The organism is Isoptericola dokdonensis DS-3, assembly GCF_001636295.1.
Lineage (GTDB): Bacteria > Actinomycetota > Actinomycetes > Actinomycetales > Cellulomonadaceae > Isoptericola > Isoptericola dokdonensis.
Window position 1 is genome coordinate 2,493,149 of sequence record NZ_CP014209.1, and the last position, 20,087, is coordinate 2,513,235.

General features: G+C 73.7%; 16 protein-coding genes. 8 read left to right on the top strand and 8 right to left on the bottom strand.

What is annotated here, in order from left to right; all coding sequences use genetic code 11:
• Window positions 1-89 precede the first annotated feature (89 nt).
• The 6 genes from I598_RS11665 to I598_RS11690 form a co-directional block, all read right to left on the bottom strand.
• Window positions 90-1,655 carry a high affinity choline transporter 1 gene (locus I598_RS11665; protein WP_068203103.1) on the bottom strand — a complete coding sequence of 522 codons (1,566 nt, stop codon included), beginning with the start codon at window positions 1,653-1,655 and terminating at the stop codon, window positions 90-92.
• A 159-nt stretch (window positions 1,656-1,814) separates the two neighbouring features.
• Entirely contained in the window at window positions 1,815-2,477 is a 663-nt protein-coding gene (locus I598_RS11670) for a TetR/AcrR family transcriptional regulator (protein ID WP_068203104.1), read from the bottom strand.
• 81 nt (window positions 2,478-2,558) lie between these two features.
• A complete protein-coding gene (locus tag I598_RS11675) occupies window positions 2,559-3,884 on the bottom strand; it encodes an enolase C-terminal domain-like protein (protein WP_068203105.1) in 1,326 nt (441 codons plus the stop codon).
• Window positions 3,881-5,485 (bottom strand): aldehyde dehydrogenase (NADP(+)), encoded by a 1,605-nt coding sequence (locus I598_RS11680; protein WP_068203106.1) that lies wholly within the window; start codon window positions 5,483-5,485, stop codon window positions 3,881-3,883. Before I598_RS11680 ends, I598_RS11675 begins: the two co-directional genes overlap by 4 nt.
• Before the next feature lie 23 nt (window positions 5,486-5,508).
• A complete protein-coding gene (gene kdgD, locus I598_RS11685) occupies window positions 5,509-6,453 on the bottom strand; it encodes a 5-dehydro-4-deoxyglucarate dehydratase (RefSeq protein ID WP_068203107.1) in 945 nt (314 codons plus the stop codon).
• Between the two features lie 132 nt (window positions 6,454-6,585).
• Window positions 6,586-7,467, bottom strand: coding sequence for a LysR family transcriptional regulator (locus I598_RS11690; RefSeq protein ID WP_068203108.1), 882 nt, complete (start codon window positions 7,465-7,467; stop codon window positions 6,586-6,588).
• Between the two features lie 138 nt (window positions 7,468-7,605).
• On the opposite strand from I598_RS11690, the gene I598_RS11695 reads away from it, so the two are divergent.
• The 4 genes from I598_RS11695 to I598_RS11710 are packed head-to-tail and all read left to right on the top strand — an operon-like array spanning window position 7,606 to window position 11,167.
• On the top strand, window positions 7,606-8,604 hold the full coding sequence (locus tag I598_RS11695) for a tripartite tricarboxylate transporter substrate binding protein (RefSeq protein ID WP_068203109.1): 999 nt from the start codon (window positions 7,606-7,608) through the stop codon (window positions 8,602-8,604).
• Window positions 8,605-8,633: 29 nt separating this feature from the next.
• Window positions 8,634-9,230 (top strand): tripartite tricarboxylate transporter TctB family protein, encoded by a 597-nt coding sequence (locus tag I598_RS11700; RefSeq protein ID WP_068205244.1) that lies wholly within the window; start codon window positions 8,634-8,636, stop codon window positions 9,228-9,230.
• Window positions 9,231-9,251: 21 nt separating this feature from the next.
• Complete coding sequence (locus I598_RS11705; protein ID WP_068203110.1) at window positions 9,252-10,775, top strand: tripartite tricarboxylate transporter permease; 1,524 nt, start codon at window positions 9,252-9,254, stop codon at window positions 10,773-10,775.
• Window positions 10,772-11,167, top strand: a complete 396-nt coding sequence (locus tag I598_RS11710; RefSeq protein ID WP_068203111.1) for a universal stress protein — start codon at window positions 10,772-10,774, stop codon at window positions 11,165-11,167. Before I598_RS11705 ends, I598_RS11710 begins: the two co-directional genes overlap by 4 nt.
• Window positions 11,168-11,188: 21 nt before the next feature.
• On the opposite strand, the gene I598_RS11715 is transcribed toward I598_RS11710, so the two are convergent.
• Window positions 11,189-11,872, bottom strand: coding sequence for a FadR/GntR family transcriptional regulator (locus tag I598_RS11715; RefSeq protein ID WP_068203112.1), 684 nt, complete (start codon window positions 11,870-11,872; stop codon window positions 11,189-11,191).
• Window positions 11,873-11,942: 70 nt separating this feature from the next.
• Complete coding sequence (locus tag I598_RS11720; RefSeq protein WP_068203113.1) at window positions 11,943-13,076, bottom strand: L-talarate/galactarate dehydratase; 1,134 nt, start codon at window positions 13,074-13,076, stop codon at window positions 11,943-11,945.
• A gap of 208 nt (window positions 13,077-13,284) precedes the next feature.
• Here I598_RS11720 and I598_RS11725 point away from each other — a divergent pair, with 208 nt between their 5' ends.
• The 4 genes from I598_RS11725 to atzF are packed head-to-tail and all read left to right on the top strand — an operon-like array spanning window position 13,285 to window position 20,024.
• Entirely contained in the window at window positions 13,285-14,139 is an 855-nt protein-coding gene (locus I598_RS11725; protein ID WP_068203114.1) for an urea amidolyase associated protein UAAP1, read from the top strand.
• Window positions 14,136-14,762, top strand: a complete 627-nt coding sequence (locus I598_RS11730) for an urea amidolyase associated protein UAAP2 (protein WP_068203115.1) — start codon at window positions 14,136-14,138, stop codon at window positions 14,760-14,762. The genes I598_RS11725 and I598_RS11730 overlap by 4 nt, the downstream gene beginning before the upstream one ends.
• The gene (gene uca, locus I598_RS11735; RefSeq protein WP_068203116.1) at window positions 14,755-18,366 is read left to right on the top strand and encodes an urea carboxylase; all 3,612 of its coding nucleotides are present in this window, start codon (window positions 14,755-14,757) and stop codon (window positions 18,364-18,366) included. Before I598_RS11730 ends, uca begins: the two co-directional genes overlap by 8 nt.
• Window positions 18,363-20,024 carry an allophanate hydrolase gene (gene atzF / locus I598_RS11740; protein WP_068203117.1) on the top strand — a complete coding sequence of 554 codons (1,662 nt, stop codon included), beginning with the start codon at window positions 18,363-18,365 and terminating at the stop codon, window positions 20,022-20,024. The genes uca and atzF overlap by 4 nt, the downstream gene beginning before the upstream one ends.
• Window positions 20,025-20,087: the final 63 nt, after the last annotated feature.

Consider the following 20,087-nt stretch of genomic DNA (forward strand, 5'->3'; position numbering starts at 1 on the left):
CCGGATGCTCCCAGCCGTCCCGGCCGGTGTCCACCCTCGTCCGAGGGGTGTGGCACGGGCACCGGCCGGGGCCGCCGGGAGCAGAGCGGTCAGGCCTCGAGCGGCTCGGCGGACCGCAGGGCGACCGGCACCTCGGCGGAGGTGCCGGCGGGTGCCGGCGCGGCGGTCACCGGGACCGGTGCGTCGGTCGCGGTGCGGTCGACGTGCCGCAGGTCGATCTCCTCCTCCGCGCGGGGCCGCGTGAGCAGTGCGGTGACGACGAACGCCGTCACCCCGGCCGCGGCGGCGACCAGCGTGGCCCAGCCGTCGAAGTCCGCGGTGACCAGGTCGTTGTCGACGTACAGCAGGGTGTTCGGCACGCCGTAGAGCGTCGGCGTGAGCGCGAGGAAGGTGACCCGGACGACGAACCCGACGCCCGCGCCGACGAGCGCCGCCGTCGACGTGGACCGCCGCCAGAACAGACCGAGCAGGAACGGCGCGATGAGGCAGGCGAGCATGAGGTCGAACGCGAGGGTGAGCAGGATGCCGGTCTGGGAGACCCGCACGGCGAGGAAGATGCCGACGAGGACGACGGGCAGCATGGCGATGCGGGTCCAGCGCAGCAGCGGGTCGTGGTGGCCGGGCGCGACCTCACGGCGCACGCCGGCGATGTTGCGGACGGCGACGGCCGAGGTCGCGAGGATCGCGCCGGACGCCGTCGAGAAGGACGCCGCGACGATGCCGGACAGCACGAGGATGGCGAGCAGCGCGGGCGCGAAGTCGTCGAGGAGCTGGTAGATGATCGGGGCGTCGGCCGCCGACAGCCCGAGCTCGGCGACGGTGGTCAGCGCGATGAGGGACCACAGGACGCCGACGACGGCGGTCGCGCCGGCCCCGATGAAGCACGCCTTCTGGGCGCCCTCCGGGGTCTTCGCCCCGAAGATGCGCTGCATGAAGTCGATGGCGACGAGGTCGCCGATGCCGAGGGAGACGAGGGTGGCCCAGTTGATGGCGGCGCCCTGGGCGGGGTCGGTGAGCTGGCCGAGGTCGAACGGGCCCATGCCCTCCGGGATCGTGATGCCCCAGGTGGAGGCGACCCACACGAACAGCGCGACGGTGGCGACGCCGGTGATGACGGCCTGGATGACGGCGGTGTAGGCGTCGGAGAACAGGCCGCCGCCGATCGTGTAGGCGAGCACCAGGCACACGGCGAGGACGACGCCGACGATGTACGGCATGCCGGTGAAGTACTCGACGAGGAACCCCATCGCGACGAGGTTCCCGGCGAGCAGGATGGTGAACGCGAAGACCATGAGCAGGGAGGCGACGAGCTCGACGGGACGGTTGTAGCGGCGCGCGAAGAAGTCGCCGAGGGTCAGCAGGCCCATACGGTTCATCGGCTTGGCGAGGAAGAGTCCCGCGAGCAGCAGGCAGATCGCCAGCCCGAGGGCGAGGGAGGCCCCGGCCCAGAACCCGTACCCGGAGCTCATGTCCGTGTTGCCCACGGTGGCGTTGGAGTCGACGGCGGCGGTGGTGAGGGCGACGGCGACGAGCGGGATGCCGAGCTGGCGCCCGGCGACGAGGTAGTTGGCGCTGTCACCGTCGACCTTGCGCGCGACGGCGATGCCGACGACGAGGACGAGGAGGACGGTCAGCGCGACACCGGTGATGATCATGCGTGCTCCTGGCAGTGGTCGCGGCGCCGAGCAACTTTCGATCACTCGACAGATAGTGACCACGATTCAGCCGCACCCATGTTTCGGGCGTACTACCTTCCCGGGAACATTCACGTGACATGTGCCGCGCGCCACACCCGCGACAGGCAGGTGGGCTGGTCAGCCGGCGAGCTCGGCCGCGAGCGCCGCGGCCTGGGTGCGCACGGTGCGCAGCCGGGCCTCGCGGACGCCGAGGAGGCGCTGGGCGGCGTCGGCCAGCAGCGGGGCCACGTCGGCGGCGTCGAGGTCCGGCTCGGTGCGGCGGCGCAGGATGACGGACTCCACCAGCCCGAACACCAGGCTGGCCTGCGGATGGGCGGCGTCCTCGTCCGTGCCGAGGACGTCGGAGACCAGGCTGCGGTAGACGCCGTAGAGCTGCTGCCGGTCGGCGTGGAACGGCGCGAACCGGTCGTCGCCCAGCTCGGGGAGCAGGTACAGCGAGCCGGTGTTGTCCTCTCCGGACAGCAGCAGGCCGACGTCGTAGGCGCACAGGGCCCACAGGCGGACGTCGGCGGGCTCGTCGCGGCCCGCGAGCGTGGTGGCGTACTCGACCGACGGCTCGACGGTGGCGCGCAGCAGGGCGAGGAGGATCGCGTGCTTGCCCGTGAAGTAGTGGTACATGCTCGCCTGCGAGATCCCGGCGCCCTGCGCGATGGCGTAGGTGGAGGTGCTGCCGAACCCCGTCTCGCAGAACAGGCGTGCCGCGGCGACGAGGATGTCCTGCTCGGTCGTGAGGCCCGAGGTGGAGGGGCCCTGGGCACGGGGACGACCGAGGCGAGGCATGCCGCGACGCTAGCAGGGCGGACCGGGTCGGACGGCGCCCGGACGGCTGCCGGACGAGCACCCGGCCGGCAGCCGCCGGGGTCAGCGCACCAGGCAGGGCCGCTTCGGGTCGAACTCCCAGTCCGCCACGAGGTACTGCATGGCGACGGCGTCGTCGCGCGACCCGAGCCCGTGCTCCCGGTACAGCTCGTGGGCGGCGGCGAGACGGTCGGGGTCGACCTGCACCCCGAGCCCCGGTGCGGTCGGCACGCGGATCTGCCCGTCGCGGATCAGCAGCGGGTCCGTCGTCAGGCCCTGCCCGTCCTGCCAGATCCAGTGCGTGTCCAGCGCGGTGATCTCGCCCGGCGCCGCGGCTCCGACGTGCGTGAACATCGCGAGCGAGATGTCGAAGTGGTTGTTGGAGTGCGACCCCCAGGTCAGACCGAACTCGTGGCACAGGTGCGCCACGCGGACCGAGCCCGCCATCGTCCAGAAGTGCGGGTCCGCCAGCGGGATGTCGACGGCGTGCTCCCGCACGGCGTGCGCCATCTCCCGCCAGTCCGTCGCGATCATGTTCGTGGCGGTCGGCAGGCCCGTGGCGCGCCGGAACTCCGCCATGACCTCGCGGCCGGAGAACCGGCCCTCGGCGCCGCACGGGTCCTCGGCGTACGCGACGACGCCGCGCATCCGCCGGCCCAGCCGGACCGCCTCGTCGAGCAGCCAGCCGCCGTTCGGGTCGAGCGTGATCCGCGCGTCGGGGAACCGCTCCTTGAGCGCGACGACGGCGTCGACCTCCAGGTCGCCCGCCTGCACCCCGCCCTTGAGCTTGAAGTCGGTGAACCCGTAGCGCTCCTGGGCGGCCTCGGCGAGGCGCACGACGGCGTCGGGCGTCAGCGCCGCCTCGCGTCGCAGCCGCGACCAGGCGTCCGGCCCGTCGGGCTCGCGCAGGTACGGCAGGTCGGTGGCGTCGGGGTCGCCGACGTAGAACAGGTAGCCGAGCATGGGCACGGCGTCGCGCTGCTGGCCCTCGCCGAGCAGCTCCGCCACCGGCACCCCGAGAGCCTGCCCGTGCAGGTCGAGCAGAGCGGACTCCAGCCCGGTGACGGCGTGCACGGTGGTGCGCAGGTCGAACGTCTGGTTGCCGCGCCCGGCGGCGTCGCGCGCGGCGAACGTCGTCGCGACCTGGCGCAGCAGCGACCGGAAGCGGGCGACGGCCTGCCCGACGACCAGCGCGCCGGCGTCCTCGATCGTGGTGCGGATCTTCTCCCCGCCCGGCACCTCGCCGAGCCCGGTGCGCCCCTCGGAGTCCTCGACGAGCACGACGTTGCGCGTGAAGAACGGCCCGTGGGCGCCGGACAGGTTGAGCAGCATCGAGTCGTGCCCGGCGACGGGCACCACCTGGACCCGCGCGACGGTGGGCGCGCTCATGCCGCGCCCCCGCCGAGCTCGACGCGGCCGTCGACCAGGCGGTCGAGGTGCCACGGGTTGTCCGTGCGCAGGGGTGCGGGCAGCAGCTCCTCGGGCAGGTTCTGGTAGGCGACGGGACGCAGGAAGCGCTCGATCGCCAACGTCCCGACGGAGGTGGAGCGCCCGTCGGACGTCGCGGGGAACGGTCCGCCGTGCACCATCGCGTGCCCCACCTCGACGCCGGTCGGCCAGCCGTTGACGAGGATCCGCCCGACCTTGCGCTCCAGCACGGGCAGCAGCCGGCGCGCGGAGGCGGTGTCGGCGGCGGTCAGGTGGAGCGTCGCGGTGAGCTGGCCCTCCAGGCGGCCGACGGCGGCGAGCAGCTCGTCGTCGTCGGCGTACCGCACGACCAGCGAGGCGGCGCCGAAGATCTCCTGCTCCAGCACCGGGTTGGCGAGGAACGTCGCGACGTCCGCGATGAAGACCTGCGGAGCCGGGGCGTTCTCCCCGGCTCCCGGCGTCCCCGCGCCGACGCGCTCCACGCCGTCCTGCCCGGCCAGCTCGTCGACGCCCTGGTGCCAGGCCGCGGCGATGCCGGCGGTGAGCATGGTCTGCCCGGTGGTGGCCGCCGCGGCACGGCCGACGGCGTCGACGAACGCGTCGCCGTCGTCGCCGCGCGGCACCAGCACCACGCCGGGGGCGGTGCAGAGCTGGCCCGACGACCCGGTGACCGACGTCAGGTACGCCTGGGCGAGGCCGTCGACGTCGTCCTTCACCGCGCCCGGCAGCACGACGACGGGGTTGACCGAGCTCATCTCGGCGTAGACGGGGATCGGCACCGGCCGGGACGCGGCCGCGGCCACGAGCGCCAGGCCGCCGCTGCGCGAGCCGGTGAACCCGACGGCCTGGATCACCGGGTCGGTGACCAGGGCGCGGCCCACCGCGGTACCGGGCCCGTGCACGAGGGAGAAGACGCCCGGGTGCAGGCCCGACTCCTCGACGGCGTCCGCGACGGCGCGGCCGACGAGCTCGCCGGTGCCGAGGTGTGCGGAGTGCGCCTTGACGACGACGGGGCAGCCCGCCGCGAGCGCCGAGGCGGTGTCGCCCCCGGCGGTGGAGAACGCGAGCGGGAAGTTGCTGGCGCCGAACACGGCGACGGGCCCGACGGGGATCTTGCGCTGCCGGATGTCGACGCGGGGCAGCGGGGTGCGGTCGGGCTGCGCGGGGTCGATGCGCACGCCGTGGTGGCCGCCCTGGCGCACCACGGCGGCGAACAGGCGGAGCTGGCCGGTGGTGCGGGCCAGCTCGCCGCGCAGCCGCGCCTCGGGCAGGCCGGTCTCCCGCATCGCGCGGTCGACGACGGCGTCCCCGACGGCCTCGACGTTGTCGGCGACGCGCTCCAGGAACTGTGCGTGCGGCTCCGGCGCGAGGGTGGAGAACGAGTCGAAGGCCTCCAGCGCGGCGGCCGTGGCGACCGTGACCTGGTCGGGGTCGAGCAGGGAGTAGGCGGGGGCGAGCTCCTCGCCGGTGGCGGGGTCGCGGCCGACGACGGTGCCGGCGGTCCCCTCCAGCGGGGCGCCCGCGACGATCGAGTGGCCGGTGAGCACGGCGGTGGGGGTCATGACTTCCTTCCTTCGCGGTGTCGTCAGCGGGTGAGGGCGGACTCGGTGGGGCGGACGCCCGCGGCGTCGACGAGCGCCCGCAGGTCGTCGACGTCGGCGGCCGTGAGGTCCTGCAGGGGCGGGCGGACGCCGCCCAGGTCGCGGCCGACGGCGCGCAGGCCGCCCTTGACGATCGACACCCCGTAGCCCTTCGCACGGTCCCGGATGTCGAGGTACGGCAGCACGAACCTGTTGAGCTTCTCGGTGACGGCGTCGCGGTCCTGCGCACGGACGTCGCGGTAGAACGCGAGGGCGAACTCGGGCACGAAGTTGTACATCGCCGAGGAGTAGGTGCTCATGCCGAGCTGGAGCAGCGGCAGGGCGTAGGTCTCCGCGGTGGGCAGGCCGCCGAGGTAGAAGAGCCGGTCGCCGTTGCGGGCGTAGACCCGGGTGAGGTGCTCGATGTCGCCGACGGCGTCCTTGAAGCCGATGAAGTTGGGGTGCCGGTCGGCGAGCCGTGCGACGGTCTCGGCGGAGTAGATCGCGTTGGCCCGGTTGTAGACGATGACGCCGGTGCCGGTGGCGGCGCAGACCGCGGAGGCGTGCTCGAGCAGGCCCTGCTGGTCGCACTCGGTGAGGTAGGGCGGCAGGAGCAGCACGCCCTCGGCCCCGGCGGCCTCGGCGGCGCGGGCGTTCTCGACGGCCTGCGCGGTGTTGCCGCCGGCGCTGCCGAGCACGGGGGTGCGGCCCTGGGCGGACTCCACGGCCAGCCGGAACACACGGGCGGCCTCAGTCGGCGTGAGGCTGAAGCCCTCGCCCGTCCCGCCCGCGGCGAACAGCCCGCCGACGTCGAAGCTGGTCTGCCAGTCGATGTGCTCGCGGTACCGCGCCTCGTCCACGTCGCCGTCGGCGGTGAACGGGGTGACGGGGAACGACAGCAGGCCGTCCTTGAGCGTTCGGGCAAGGTCCGCGGGTGAGTACGTGGCCACGTGGCCCCTCCTGTGACAGACGTCGACGTCGGCGAATGGTTCTGTCGGTCAACCTACGAAGCCATCACGATGCCTGTCCAAGCCCGAGTCGGCATCGATTCATGCCGGGCGAGCATCGCTGCCGGGTGCGCTCTAGTCCTGGTCGGAGCGCAGGTGGTGCAGCAGCTGGTGCAGCGCAGGGTTCTTCGACGTCCGGTCCCAGATGGCGTGCAGCTCCACCACGCCGTGCGGCACGTCCGCCAGCTCGAGGAACCGCACCCCGGGAAGGCCGAGCAGCCGCGCCGACTCGGGCACGAACGCCACCCCACGGCCCGCCCCGACCAGCGAGCACATCGTGAGGATCTGGCTCACGACGTGCACGACGTCCGCGTGCGACAGGTCCACGTACCGCACGACCATGTCGTAGAAGTAGCGCGCCTTCGTCGGGTGGTGGCCGATGATCGGCAGGTCGCGCAGGTCCGCGGCGCGCACCGCGTACGACGTGGCGAGCGGGTGCGACTCCGGCACGACGAGCACGAGGTCCTCGGACAGCAGCAGCCGGGAGTCGAACAGCTCGTCGTCGAAGGGTGGCCGCCCGAGCGCGAGGTCGAGCTCGCCGCGCCGGATCGCCTCGATCTGCTCGATCGTGACGAGCTCCTGGAGGTCGAGGTCGACGGCGGGCATGACCTCGGAGATGGTCTGCATCAGCGTGCCGAGCAGGCTGAACCCGGTGGCGGCGGTGAAGCCGAGCCGCAGGACGCCCGCACGGCCGGCCGCGATCCGGCGGGCGAGGGCCGGTGCGGCGTCCGCGGCGGTGAGCAGCCGACGCGCCTCGGCGAGGAACACCGTGCCGGCGCTGGTGAGCTCGACGTGCCGGTTGTCGCGGTCGAGGAGCGCGACGCCGACGGCACGCTCCAGCTTCTGCACCTGCCGGCTCAGCGGCGGCTGCGTCATGCTCAGGCGTTCCGCCGCGCGCCCGAAGTGCAGCTCCTCCGCGACCGCCACGAAGCAGCGGACCTGGTCGAGGGTGTACATGCGCCTCCTTGATGCCTTCCTTGGATCAAGTCATGCCGTTTCTGGCTTAGACAGGCATCGTACGACCGCCCTACTGTCGAGAAGCCCCAGCACTGCGGTGCCCGCACCGCACCGGACGTCTCAACGAGGAGAACCCTGATGACACCCGCACGCCGGACCCTCACCGGGGCCGCCGCCGCCGCCACCGTCCTCGCCCTCGCCGCCTGCGGCGGCAACGTCGGGGGCGGCTCCGACGCCGGGTCGTCGGCCGCCTATCCGTCCGGCCCCGTCACCCTCACCGTCGGTCAGGACGCCGGCGGCTCCACCGACCTCATCGCACGCGCCGTCGCCGACGGCATGGCGGACGACCTCGGTGTCGCGGTCCCCGTCGTCAACCGCGCCGGGGCCAACGGCGCCGTCGCCACCCAGGAGGTCGCGGCCAAGCCCGCGAACGGGCAGGACCTCGTCCTGCTCAACGCCTCCCTCATCACCATCACGCCTCTGGCCGTCTCCGAGGACGAGGCCGTCAGCCTCGACGAGCTCGACGTCATCAAGGGCCTGTCGCAGGACGACTACGTGCTGGTCGCCAGCAAGGAGTCCGGGTTCCAGACCCTCGACGACCTCGAGGCGGCCTCCGGCGACCTCACCTACGGCACCACCGGCGTCGGCACCGGCTCCCAGCTCGCCCAGGCGCTGCTGTTCGCGCAGGCGGAGATCGAGGGCCAGGACATCCCGTTCGACTCCGGCTCGCCCGCCCTCACCGCCGTCGTCGGCGACCAGGTCCAGGTCGCGACCATCCAGCTCGGCGAGGCCAAGCCGCAGATCGACGCCGGCAACGTCGTGCCGCTCCTCGCGTTCTCCCAGGAGCGCAACCAGTTCCTGCCCGACGTCCCGACCGCCGCGGAGGAGGGCTACGACGTCCCCGTCGCGCAGTACCGCGCCCTCGCCGCACCGAAGGGTCTGCCCGACGACGTCAAGGCCCGGCTCGTGGAGTCCGTGGACGCGGCGATCGCCACCGACACCTACCAGCAGTTCAACGAGAACCAGCTGCTGACCCCCCACGAGATCTCCGGCGACGAGGTGGTCACCGAATGGACCGAGCTGGCCGACAGGTACGAGGAGCTGACCGAGGAGTACGGCATCTCCCTCACGGAGTGACCAGCCGACGACGCCCGAGGAGCAGCATGATGACGACCCAGCACCCCGAGACCCCGACGCCGCGCGAGCCCGCGCCGACGCCCCCGGCCGACGACGCTGCGTCGCCCGCGGACGCACCGACGCTGCGCGAGGTGGTCACCGGGGCCACCGCCGAGAGCGAGTCCGAGGCCGACGAGCAGCTCCCGCCGCCCGCCGGTGGCGTCGCGAACCTCGCCGCCGCCCTGGTCACCCTCGGGCTCGGGGTGCTGGGCGTCGTCGTCTCCGTCGCGCTGGGGATCGGCACCCCCGCCCAGCCGGGATCAGGCATGTGGCCGCTCGCGGTCAGCGTCGCGCTCGTCGTGCTGTCCCTCGCGCAGCTCGTCGTCGGCCGTGCGGGCGGCGACGGGGAGAAGTTCACACGGCACTCCTGGTACCCGGTCGTCGGGCTGGTCACGCTGCTCGGCATGGTGGCCCTGCTGCCCGTCGTCGGGTTCGAGATCCCGTCCCTGCTGCTCTGCCTCGTGTGGACGAAGTTCCTCGGCGGGGAGACCTGGCGGTCCGCCGTCCTCACGTCCGTCGTCACGACCGGGGCGCTCTACGCGATCTTCGTCGGGGCGCTCGGCACCAACGTCCCCCACCTGTTCTGACCCGCGCGAAGGAGACGCCACGTGGACAACCTGCAGAACGTCGTCGCCGGGTTCGAGGTCGTGCTCGAGCCGACCAACCTCCTGTACTGCCTCCTCGGGGTCGTCATCGGGATGCTGGTCGGCGTGCTGCCCGGCCTCGGACCGGCGGCCACGATCGCCATCCTGCTGCCCCTCACCTACGGCATCGAGCCGGTCACCGCCATCATCATGCTCGCCGGGATCTTCTACGGCGCCCAGTACGGCGGCACCATCACGTCCGTGCTGCTCCGGCTGCCCGGTGAGGCCAGCTCGGTCGTCACCGTGCTCGACGGCCACGCCCTGGCACGTCAGGGCAAGGCCGGGACCGCGCTCGGCATCGCCGCGATCGGCTCGTTCGTCGGCGGCACCATCGCCATCGTCGGCCTGACCTTCCTCGCGCCGCTCGTCGCCGGCTTCGCCCTCGACTTCGGCCCGCCCGAGTACGCGGCGCTCGCCCTGCTCGGCATCCTGCTGGTGGCGACCATCGCCTCCGGCGCCCGTGTCAAGGCGCTCATCGCCGCCGTCGTCGGGCTGCTCCTGGCCACCGTCGGGCGCGACGCCTTCACCGGCGTCGAGCGGTTCACGTTCGGCAACCTCGACCTGGCCGACGGCATCGACTTCGTCCCCGTCGCGATGGGCCTGTTCGGGCTCGGCGAGATCCTCTACAACCTGGAGGAGCGCCACCGCGCCGTGCACGCGCCCCGCAAGGTGACGAACGTGTGGCCGTCACGTCAGGACCTGCGCCAGTCGTCCGGCGCCGTGGGCCGCGGCTCCGTCCTCGGGTTCTTCCTCGGCGTCCTGCCCGGAGGTGGCGCCACGATCGCGTCGATGGCCGCCTACGCGACGGAGAAGCGCCGCGCCAAGGACCCGTCCCGGTTCGGCAAGGGCGCGATCGAGGGCGTCGCCGGGCCGGAGACCGCGAACAACGCCGCCGCGACCAGCTCGTTCATCCCGCTGCTGACGCTCGGCATCCCCGCCAACGCCACCATGGCCCTCATGTTCGGCGCGCTGCTCATCCAGGGCGTCACCCCCGGCCCGCAGCTCGTCGACCAGGACCCGGAGCTCTTCTGGGGCGTCGTCAACTCGATGTACATCGGGAACGTGCTGCTCCTGATCATGTCGATCCCGCTGGTGGGGATCTTCGTGCGGATCCTGCGGGTGCGGCCCGCGATCCTCGCGCCCGTCACGGCCCTCATCACGCTGCTCGGCGCGTACACGATCAACAACTCCGTGTTCGACGTCCTGCTGGTCGTCCTGTTCGGCGCCGTCGGCTACCTCATGAAGAAGTTCGGCTTCGAGCCCGGACCCCTCGTCCTGGCCTTCGTCCTGGGCTCCCTGCTCGAGGAGAGCGTGCGCCGCTCGCTGCTGCTGTTCGGCGGCGACCCCACCGGGTTCCTGACCCGCCCGATCTCGGCCGTCCTGCTGGCGCTGTTCGTCGTCGTCGCCGTCTGGCCGATCATCCGTTCCACCCGCCGGCGCCGCAGCGCCGCGCAGGACACCATCGACCGCGAAGGAGCATCCGTATGAGCATCGTCGTGGGGTACGTCCCGACAGCCGTGGGCGAGGCGGCGACCACGGCGGCCATCGCCGAGGCCCGCCTGCGCGGCGAGGAGCTCCTGGTCCTCAACTCGGCGCGGGAGGGCTCGCTCGTCGAGTCGACCGTCGCCAGCGACGACGACCTCTCCCGCGTCCTGGCCGACGCCGCGGCCGCGGGCGTCGTCGCGCGGGTCGTGCGCGGCACGCACCGCGACGACTTCAGCGAGGAGATCCTCGAGCTGGCCGCCGCGCACGACGCCAGCCTGATCGTCATCGGGCTGCGTCGGCGCAGCCCGGTCGGCAAGTTCATCATGGGGTCTGTCGCGCAGCGGATCCTGCTCCAGGCCGAGCACCCCGTGCTGGCGGTCAAGCCACGCGCCTGACCGTTCCGCCGGGCGGGCGCGTCAGCGCGCCTGCCCGGTCTCCGCGAGGAGACGCCGCCGCGAGGCGGCCAGGTGGACCCGCATCGCCGCCGCGGCGGCGAGCGGGTCCTGGCCCGTCAGGGCGTCCAGCACCGCGCGGTGCTCCTGCACGACCGTGACGAAGCGGTCGCCCTCGGGAGGATCGAGCCGGCCGCGCGGCATGGCGATCATCTGCGGACCGAGCCGGTCGACGGCGTCCAGCAGGTACCGGTTGTGCGAGGCCTCCGCGACGAGCCGGTGGAACCCGAAGTCGTGCTGCATGGCGGTGGAGGGGTGGTCGTACGCCGTGCGCAGGTCGTCGAGGCGGGCCGTCAGCGCGGCGAGCTGCGCCGGGGTGCGACGCTCCGCCGCGAGTGCTGCCGTCTGCGTCTCGAGGCCCAGGCGGTAGTCGAGGAGCGCGAGGCGGTCCTCGACGGTGCGGGCGAGAGGGGCGGCACCGGCGTCGTCGGCCGGCGGCGTCAGCGCGTACGAGCCGCTGCCCCGCCGGGTGTGGACGAGACCCTCGTTGTTGAGGCGGGCGACGGCCTCGCGCACGACCGTGCGGCTCACGCCGTGCTCGGCGGCGAGGCGCGGCTCGCTGGGCAGCTTCTCGCCCGGAGCGATCACCCCGTCGACGATCTGCGCGCGGAGCGTGGCGACCAGGGCGCTGCTCAGGGTCGGTGGCATGGCCCCATGCTTCCATCCCGTCCGCGGCCGGCGGCGGGGCCCCGGAGGGCTCGCCCGCCGCCGACCGGGTTCATCGCGTGCCGACGAGCACGCTGTCCGTGGTCCAGGCCCGCGCCTGGTCGGTGAGGGTGACGCCGAGCCCAGGGCGGTCCGGGACGAGCATCCGGCCGTCCTTCGTCTCCAGGCGCTCCTCGAAGAGCGGGTCGAGCCAGTCGAAGTGCTCGACCCACGGCTCGCGGGGGTAGGTGGCCGCGAGGTGCAGGTGAATCTCCATGGCGAAGTGCGGTGCCAGGTCGAGGCCCGCCTGGTCGGCGAGGGTCAGGAGCCGCAGGAACTGGGTGATCCCGCCGACGCGGGGGGCGTCGGGCTGGATGATGTCGCACGCCCGGGTCGCGATGAGGCGCTCGTGCTCGGCCACGGACGCGAGCATCTCGCCCGTCGCGATCGGCGTGTCCAGGGCCGCGGCGAGCGCGGCGTGACCCTCGGCGTCGTAGGCGTCGAGCGGCTCCTCGATCCACACCAGGTCGTACGGCTCCAGGCGGCGGCCCATGCGCAGGGCGGTGGTGCGGTCCCACTGCTGGTTCGCGTCGACCATGAGGGGGACGTCGGGCCCGATGTGCTCTCGTACGGCCTCGACGCGCGCGAGATCGGTGCGGTTGTCGGGCAGGCCGACCTTGATCTTGATGCCACCGATGCCCTCCTCGATCGAGCGGGTGGCGCGGTCCTTGACCTCGCCGATGCTCGCGTTGAGGAACCCGCCGGACGTGTTGTAGGTGCGCACGGAGTCGCGGTGGGCACCGAGCAGCTTGGCCAGCGGCAGGTCCGCCCGCTTGGCCTTGAGGTCGTACAGCGCGATGTCGATCGCCGCGAGCGCCTGGGTGGCGACGCCGGACCGGCCGACGGAGGCTCCCGCCCAGAGCAGCCTGGTGTAGAGCTTCGCGATGTCGTTCGGGTCCTCGCCGATCGCGGCGGAGGCGACCTCCTGGGCGTGCGCGTACTGGGCGGGCCCGCCCGCCCGCTTGGAGTACGAGAAGCCGAGGCCGGTGTGACCCTGCTCGGTGGTGATCTCGGCGACGAGGAACACCACCTCGGTCATCGGCTTCTGGCGGCCGGTGAAGACCTTCGCGTCGGAGATCGCCGTGGCCAGCGGGAGGGTGAGGGTGGAGAGCTCCACGCTCCGGACGGCATCGGGTCGGTACGGCATCGTGCTCCTTCGCGGTCTGCCGGGCCTGGGCGGCCCTCGCGGGACGGCCCCCGCTCGTGGTGAGCATACAAGTTTCTCACTTGTCTGACCAGAGTGACCGCCCCCTCGCCCTGACAAGTCGTTACGCACCGTTAACACGGCCGGCACGCCGGGAACATCGTCGACCTCTTGACTTTCAATCACTCGAAAGAAAGTAGGAGGCGAGACCATGACGCAGCAGGCCGAAGCCCCGGTCGGCACCGGCACCACCGCCGGCGCCCGGGCGCACGCCAGGGCGCAGGAGGGGACCGTCGTCGCGGACGCCCCCGCCGTCCCCGCCACCACCTGGCCCCGGCCGCCCGCCCACGTCGACCCCGGCCGCCTCGTCTGGGCCGAGCGCGTCGCGGGCGGCGGCTACGCGCACCGCGTGCTGGCCCGCGGCACCACCGTGCGGCTCACCGACGTCGCCGGCGACGCCTGCGCGCACGTCCTGCTCTTCCACGCCGACGCCCCGTGGGAGCGGCTCAACGTCGCCGACACCGTCAAGGTGCAGTGGCAGGTGTACTCGGGCGCCGGCCGGCTCCTGCTCAGCGACCAGGCCCGCGTGCTCGCGTCCGTCGTCGAGGACACCTCCGGCCACCACGACACCCTGTACGGGACCTCGACCCAGGCCCGCAACGAGCAGCGGTACGGCGACGGCTCCCCCGAGGGCCCCTCGCCCGCCGGTCGCGAGCTGTTCGTGCTGGGTGCCGCGAAGCACGGGCTCGGGCGGCGCGACGTCCCGCCGTCGGTGTCGTTCTTCCAGGGCGTGCGCGTCGACGACGCGGGCCGCCCCCGCTTCGAGGGCTCCGCCGGACCCGGCGCGTCGGTCACGCTGCGCACCGAGATGCCGGTCGTGCTGCTGATCGCCAACGCGGCGCACCCCCTCGACCCGCGCGAGACGTACACCTCGACGCCGCTGGAGATCGTCGCCTGGCGCGACCGCCCCACCGCGCCCGAGGACGACCTGTGGACGGCGACCCCCGAGGGCCGCCGCGCGTTCGAGAACACCCACGACCACCTGAAGGGACGGGGTCTGGCATGAGCATCCTGGACGGACGGACCGAGATCTACCGCGCGATCGTCGCGCCCCGCGCCCCGTGGTCGCGGGTGCTGCGCGCGGGCGAGGTGCTGACCGTCGTCGACCTCGACGGCAACCAGGCGGTGGACTTCCTCGCCTACGACGCCCACGACACCTCCCGTGCCTACTCGGCGCAGGCGACCCTCCAGGGCCAGGACTCGATCTTCCTGACGACCGGCAGCGTGCTGCGCGACAACGAGTACGCGCCGCTGCTCACCGTGGTCGCGGACGACGTCGGCCGCCACGACACGCTCGGCGGGGCGTGCTCGAAGGAGTCGAACATGCTGCGCTACGGCCACCACACGTGGGGCCAGCACGCCTGCGCGGAGAACTTCCTGCGGGAGCTGAGCCGTCACGGCCTCGGCAAGCGCGACCACGTGCCGAACGTCAACTGGTTCATGAACGTGCCGGTGGACCCCGACGGCGCCCTCGGCATCGTCGACGGCATCTCCTCCCCCGGGCTCTCGGTGAGCCTGCGCGCCGAGAAGGACACCCTCGTCGTCGTCTCGAACTGCCCCCAGGTGAACAACCCGTGCAACGGGTTCGACCCGACCCGCGCCGAGATGGTGGTGACGATCGATGCCTGAGCCCCGCACCGTCCTGGTGGCCAACCGCGGCGAGATCGCGTGCCGCGTCGTCCGGTCCGCCCGCGACCTCGGCCTGCGCACCGTCGCCGTGTTCTCCGAGGCCGACCGCGGCGCCGCCCACGTGCACCTCGCCGACACCGCCGTCCTGCTCGGCCCCACGCCCCCGGCGGAGAGCTATCTGTCGGTGGACGCGCTGCTGCGCGCCGCCGCGGAGACCGGCGCCGACGCGATCCACCCCGGCTACGGCTTCCTGTCCGAGGACGCCGCGTTCGCCGAGCGCGTCGAGGCCGCCGGGATCGCGTTCGTCGGCCCGACGCCGGAGCAGCTGCGCGTCTTCGGCACCAAGCACACGGCGCGCGCCGCCGCGCAGGCCGCGGGCGTGCCCGTGTTCGCCGGGACCGGTCTGCTGGCCGACGCCGACGAGGCGGTCGCCGCCGTCGAGGCGCTCGGCTACCCCGTCATGCTCAAGGCGACCGGCGGTGGCGGCGGCATCGGCATGGTCGTGTGCCGCGACGCCGACGAGCTGCGGGACGCGTACGAGCGGGTGCGGCGCATGGCCGCCCACAGCTTCGGCTCCACGGGGATGTTCGCCGAGCGGTACGTCGAGCACGCCCGGCACGTCGAGGTGCAGGTGTTCGGCGACGGCGCCGGGTCCGTCGTGTCGCTCGGTGACCGCGACTGCTCGCTGCAGCGCCGCCACCAGAAGGTGCTCGAGGAGGCACCGGCGCCGGCGCTGCCCGACGACGTCCGCGCGCTCCTCCAGGACTCCGCGCGCCGCCTGGCCGCCTCGGTCGGCTACCGGTCCGCGGGCACCGTGGAGTTCGTGTACGACGCCGAGCGCCAGGAGGCGTCGTTCCTCGAGGTCAACGCGCGGCTCCAGGTCGAGCACCCCGTCACCGAGGCCGTGACCGGCGTCGACCTCGTCGCGTGGATGCTGGAGCTCGCGGGTGGCCGGACGGACCTGCTGGACCCGTACGTCGACCCCGCGACGGGGCTCGGTGCCGTGCCGGTGCGCGGGCACGCCGTCGAGGCCCGCGTGTACGCGGAGGACCCGGCGCTGGACTTCCGGCCGTCGGCCGGCCTGCTGACCCGCGTCGACCTGCCGACCGGGCCGGGCGTGCGCGTCGACGCCTGGGCCGAGACCGGCACGGACGTGTCCACCGCCTACGACCCGCTGCTCGCCAAGGTGATCGTGAGCGCCGCCGACCGCGACGCCGCCCTCGACGGCCTGCACGCAGCGCTGGGCCGGACGCGCGTGGACGGCATCGAGGTGAACCTCGGGCTGCTGCGCGCCTCCACCGAGCTGCCCGAGGTCCGGGCCGTGGAGCACAGCACGCGAACGCTCGACGCCGTCGGCGACCCCGAGCCCCGCGTCACGGTGGACCGGCCCGGGCTCATGACGACCGTCCAGGACGCCACCGGCCGCCTCGGCCTGTGGCAGGTCGGCGTCCCACCGAGCGGCGCGATGGACGACCGCTCCCTGCGGCTGGCCAACCTGGCGCTCGGCAACGACGAGAACGCCCCCGGCCTGGAGTGCACGGCCACCGGCCCGGCGCTGCGGTTCACGCACGCCACGACGGTCTGCGTGACCGGTGCCCCCGCCCTGGTGACCGTCGACGGAAGGCCGGTGGCGCAGTGGGAGCCGGTCGCGGTGCCGGCCGGCGGCGTGCTCGACGTCGGCGACGCGACGGCGGGCCTGCGCACCTACGTGGCGTTCGCCGGCGGCCTCGACGTGCCGGACTACCTGGGCAGCGCGGCGACGTTCACGCTCGGGCAGTTCGGCGGGCACGGCGGGCGGGCGCTGCGCCCCGGCGACGTGCTGCGCACCACCGGGGCCGAGGTCGCTCCGACAGGGCCGATCGACCCGGCGCGACGCCCACGGTTCGGCACCCACTGGGACCTCGCGGTGACCGAGGGGCCGCACGGCGCACCGGAGTTCTTCACGCGCGCCGATCTCGACACCCTCTACGGCACCCGCTACGGCGTGCACTTCAACTCGGCACGCACCGGGGTGCGGCTGGTCGGGCCGAAGCCCACCTGGGCGCGGCGCGACGGCGGCGAGGCGGGCCTGCACCCGTCGAACATTCACGACAACGCCTACTCGGTGGGGTCGTTGGACTTCACGGGCGACACCCCGATCCTCCTCGGTCCCGACGGCCCCAGCCTCGGCGGGTTCGTCTGCCCGGTGACGGTGGTCAGTGCCGAGCGCTGGAAGCTCGGCCAGCTCCGCCCCGGCGACACCGTGTCGTTCGTGCCGGTGCGCACCGCCGTCGCGCCGTCGCCCCGCTCTCTCGACCTGCCCGTGCTGCTGCCCGGCGGGGACGGCGACGACGGCGTGCTGCTGCGCCGCGACGGCGACCCGGCGGTCACGTACCGGCGGTCCGGTGACGACAACATCCTCGTCGAGTACGGCGAGATCGTCCTCGACCTGGCGCTGCGCGCCCGCGTGCACGCCCTGCACACCGCGCTCGTGGAGGCCGCACCCGCCGGGATCCTCGACCTCACGCCCGGCATCCGGTCGCTCCAGGTGCACGTCGACCCCGACGTGCTGCCGGTCTCGCGCCTGCTGGGGATCCTCGTCGAGCTGGAGGCCACGCTCCCCGGCGCCACCGACCTCGTGGTGCCGAGCCGGCGCGTGCGGCTGCCGCTGAGCTGGGACGACCCGGCCACCCGCCTCGCCATCGAGCGGTACATGGCGGGTGTGCGCGACGACGCCCCGTGGTGCCCGTGGAACATCGAGTTCATCCGCCGTGTCAACGGCCTGGACTCGGTGGACGACGTGTACGGCACGGTGTTCGACGCCGAGTACCTGGTGCTCGGGCTCGGCGACGTGTACCTCGGGGCGCCCGTCGCGACCCCGCTGGACCCGCGCCACCGCCTGGTCACCACCAAGTACAACCCGGCCCGGACGTGGACGGCGGAGAACTCCGTCGGCATCGGCGGCGCGTACCTGTGCATCTACGGCATGGAGGGCCCGGGCGGCTACCAGTTCGTGGGTCGCACGACGCAGGTGTGGAGCCGGCACCGCACGACGGCGCCGTTCGAGCCCGGGTCGCCGTGGCTGCTGCGGTTCTTCGACCGGATCAGCTGGTACCCCGTCTCCCCGGAGGAGCTGCTCGACCTGCGCGCCGACCTGGCCGCCGGGCGCGGGTCCGTCGACATCGTCGACGACACGTTCTCGCTCGCCGAGCACCAGCGTTTCCTCGACGAGAACGCCGCGTCCATCGAGGCGTTCCGCGAGCGCCAGCAGGCCGCATTCTCGGCCGAGCGGACGGCGTGGGAGGCGGCGGGCGAGTTCGACCGAGCGGAGGCCGCGGCCGAGGCCGTGGTCCCCGAGTCGGTCGAGGTGGAGGTGCCGGACGGCGGCGCCCGGGTCGACGCGCCGTTCGTCGCGACGGTGTGGAAGGTCGAGGTCGCCGTGGGCGACGTCGTGGAAGAGGGTCAGACCCTCGTGGCGCTGGAGGCGATGAAGATGGAGACGGCGGTGACGGCCCCGCGCTCCGGCGTGGTGACGGCGCTCGGTGCGGCGCCCGGCACCCAGGTGGCGCCCGGCGACGCGCTGGTCGTGCTCGGCCCGGTCGACGAGCAGGAGGTGGCGGCGTGAGCGCGCGGCCGGAGGCCTGGATCGCCCGCCGGGACGCGGCCGACGTCGAGCGGGACCTGGTGGCCGCGGCGGGCCCGCTGGCCGGGCTGCGACTCGCGGTGAAGAACAACGTGGACGTCGCCGGGTTCCCCACGACGGCGGGCTGCCCGTCGTACGCGACGGGACCGGCGGCGTCGGACGCCGTCGCGGTGGCCCGGCTGCGGGCAGCCGGCGCGACGGTCGTCGGGGTGACCAACCTCGACCAGTTCGCCACCGGGCTGGTGGGGCAGCGCAGCCCGTACGGCGGGGTGCGGGACGCCCGCCGCCCGGCGTACGTGTCGGGCGGGTCGAGCTCCGGGTCGGCCGTGGCCGTGGCGCTCGGCGAGGCCGACCTCGCGATCGGCACGGACACCGCCGGGTCGGGCCGCGTGCCCGCGGCGTTCCAGGGGATCGTCGGCATCAAGCCGACGCTCGGCGTGGTGTCCACCGAGGGCGTGGTGCCGGCGTGCCGGTCGTGGGACGCGGTGACGATCTTCGCGCGCGACCTCGACACGGCGTCGGTCGCCATGGGCGTCATGGCGGGCGGCCCGGGCACACGGGCGTGGCCGGTGGACGTCCCGCTGGCCGCCCCGGCGGCGGCGCGCGTCGCGGTCCCCGACGAGCTGCCGGGCATGGCGCCGGGCTGGGCGGAGGCGTTCGAGGCCGCGGCCGAGCGGCTGCGCGCCGACGGCTGCGTCGTCGAGGCGGTCCCGTTCACCTCGTTCCTCACCGCCGCGACCCTGCTGTACGGCGGTGCGCTCGTGGCCGAACGGCACGCCGCCGTCGGCGCGTTCGTCGACGCGCACGCCGGCGACCCGGCGCTCGACCCGACCGTCGCGGGCATCATCCACCGTGCCGGGACCCCGACGGCGAGCGCCCTGGTGCGGGACCTGGAGCGGCTGGAGGAGCTGCGGGCCACCTCGATGGCGCTGCTCGACGGGTTCGACGCCCTGCTGGTGCCCACGGCGCCCGGACAGCCGACGGCGGCCGAGGTCGCGGCCGACCCGGTGGGCGTCAACTCGTGGGTGGGGACGTTCACGAACTTCTGCAACCTGTTCGACCTGTGCGCGGTGGCGGTGCCCTCGGGGACGGCGGACGGCGCCCAGTTCGGCGTGACGGTGGTGGCGCGGACGTTCCACGACGCCGTCGCCCTGGACCTGGCGCGCCGGGTCGGTCTCGCCGCCGAGCCCGTCGCCGGCGCGGGGGCCGCGTCACCGCTGCCGGAGCCCGCGTCGCCGTGGCCGGTCGCGGCGGGCGTCGCCACCGAGCGCCTGCTGGTCGTCGGGGCGCACCTGCGCGGGCAGCCGCTCGCGGGCGAGCTCGAGTCGCGGGGCGCACGCTGGGTGGGCCCCGCGTCCACGGCGCCGCGCTACGCGCTGACCGAGCTGGACACCGTGCCGGCGAAGCCCGGTCTGGAGCGGGTCGGCACGCCGGGCGCCTCCGTGGCCGGCGAGCTGTGGGAGGTCTCGACGGGGGCGCTGGGCTCGTTCCTGGCGAACCTGCCGGCACCGATGAACCTGGGCCGCGTGGAGCTCGACGACGGCGAGTGGGTCGTCGGGTTCGGTTGTCACGCCGAGGCGGCGCGGGGCGGCCGGGACATCACGGACCACGGGGGCTGGCTCGCGTGGCTGGGACGGTGACCGGCACCGACACCACTTCTGCCATCGTGAAAACAAAAGATCGCTGGGCAGGTGCTGACATCT

Coding starts and splice junctions, on each gene's coding strand:
- I598_RS11665 (WP_068203103.1), bottom strand. CDS start 1,655: ATGATCATCACCGGTGTCGCGCTGACCGTCCTCCTCGTCCTCGTCGTC.
- I598_RS11675 (WP_068203105.1), bottom strand. CDS start 3,884: ATGAGCGCGCCCACCGTCGCGCGGGTCCAGGTGGTGCCCGTCGCCGGG.
- I598_RS11725 (WP_068203114.1), top strand. CDS start 13,285: ATGACGCAGCAGGCCGAAGCCCCGGTCGGCACCGGCACCACCGCCGGC.
- I598_RS11680 (WP_068203106.1), bottom strand. CDS start 5,485: ATGACCCCCACCGCCGTGCTCACCGGCCACTCGATCGTCGCGGGCGCC.
- I598_RS11700 (WP_068205244.1), top strand. CDS start 8,634: ATGACGACCCAGCACCCCGAGACCCCGACGCCGCGCGAGCCCGCGCCG.
- I598_RS11730 (WP_068203115.1), top strand. CDS start 14,136: ATGAGCATCCTGGACGGACGGACCGAGATCTACCGCGCGATCGTCGCG.
- I598_RS11690 (WP_068203108.1), bottom strand. CDS start 7,467: ATGTACACCCTCGACCAGGTCCGCTGCTTCGTGGCGGTCGCGGAGGAG.
- I598_RS11715 (WP_068203112.1), bottom strand. CDS start 11,872: ATGCCACCGACCCTGAGCAGCGCCCTGGTCGCCACGCTCCGCGCGCAG.
- uca (WP_068203116.1), top strand. CDS start 14,755: ATGCCTGAGCCCCGCACCGTCCTGGTGGCCAACCGCGGCGAGATCGCG.
- I598_RS11670 (WP_068203104.1), bottom strand. CDS start 2,477: ATGCCTCGCCTCGGTCGTCCCCGTGCCCAGGGCCCCTCCACCTCGGGC.
- I598_RS11710 (WP_068203111.1), top strand. CDS start 10,772: ATGAGCATCGTCGTGGGGTACGTCCCGACAGCCGTGGGCGAGGCGGCG.
- I598_RS11695 (WP_068203109.1), top strand. CDS start 7,606: ATGACACCCGCACGCCGGACCCTCACCGGGGCCGCCGCCGCCGCCACC.
- I598_RS11720 (WP_068203113.1), bottom strand. CDS start 13,076: ATGCCGTACCGACCCGATGCCGTCCGGAGCGTGGAGCTCTCCACCCTC.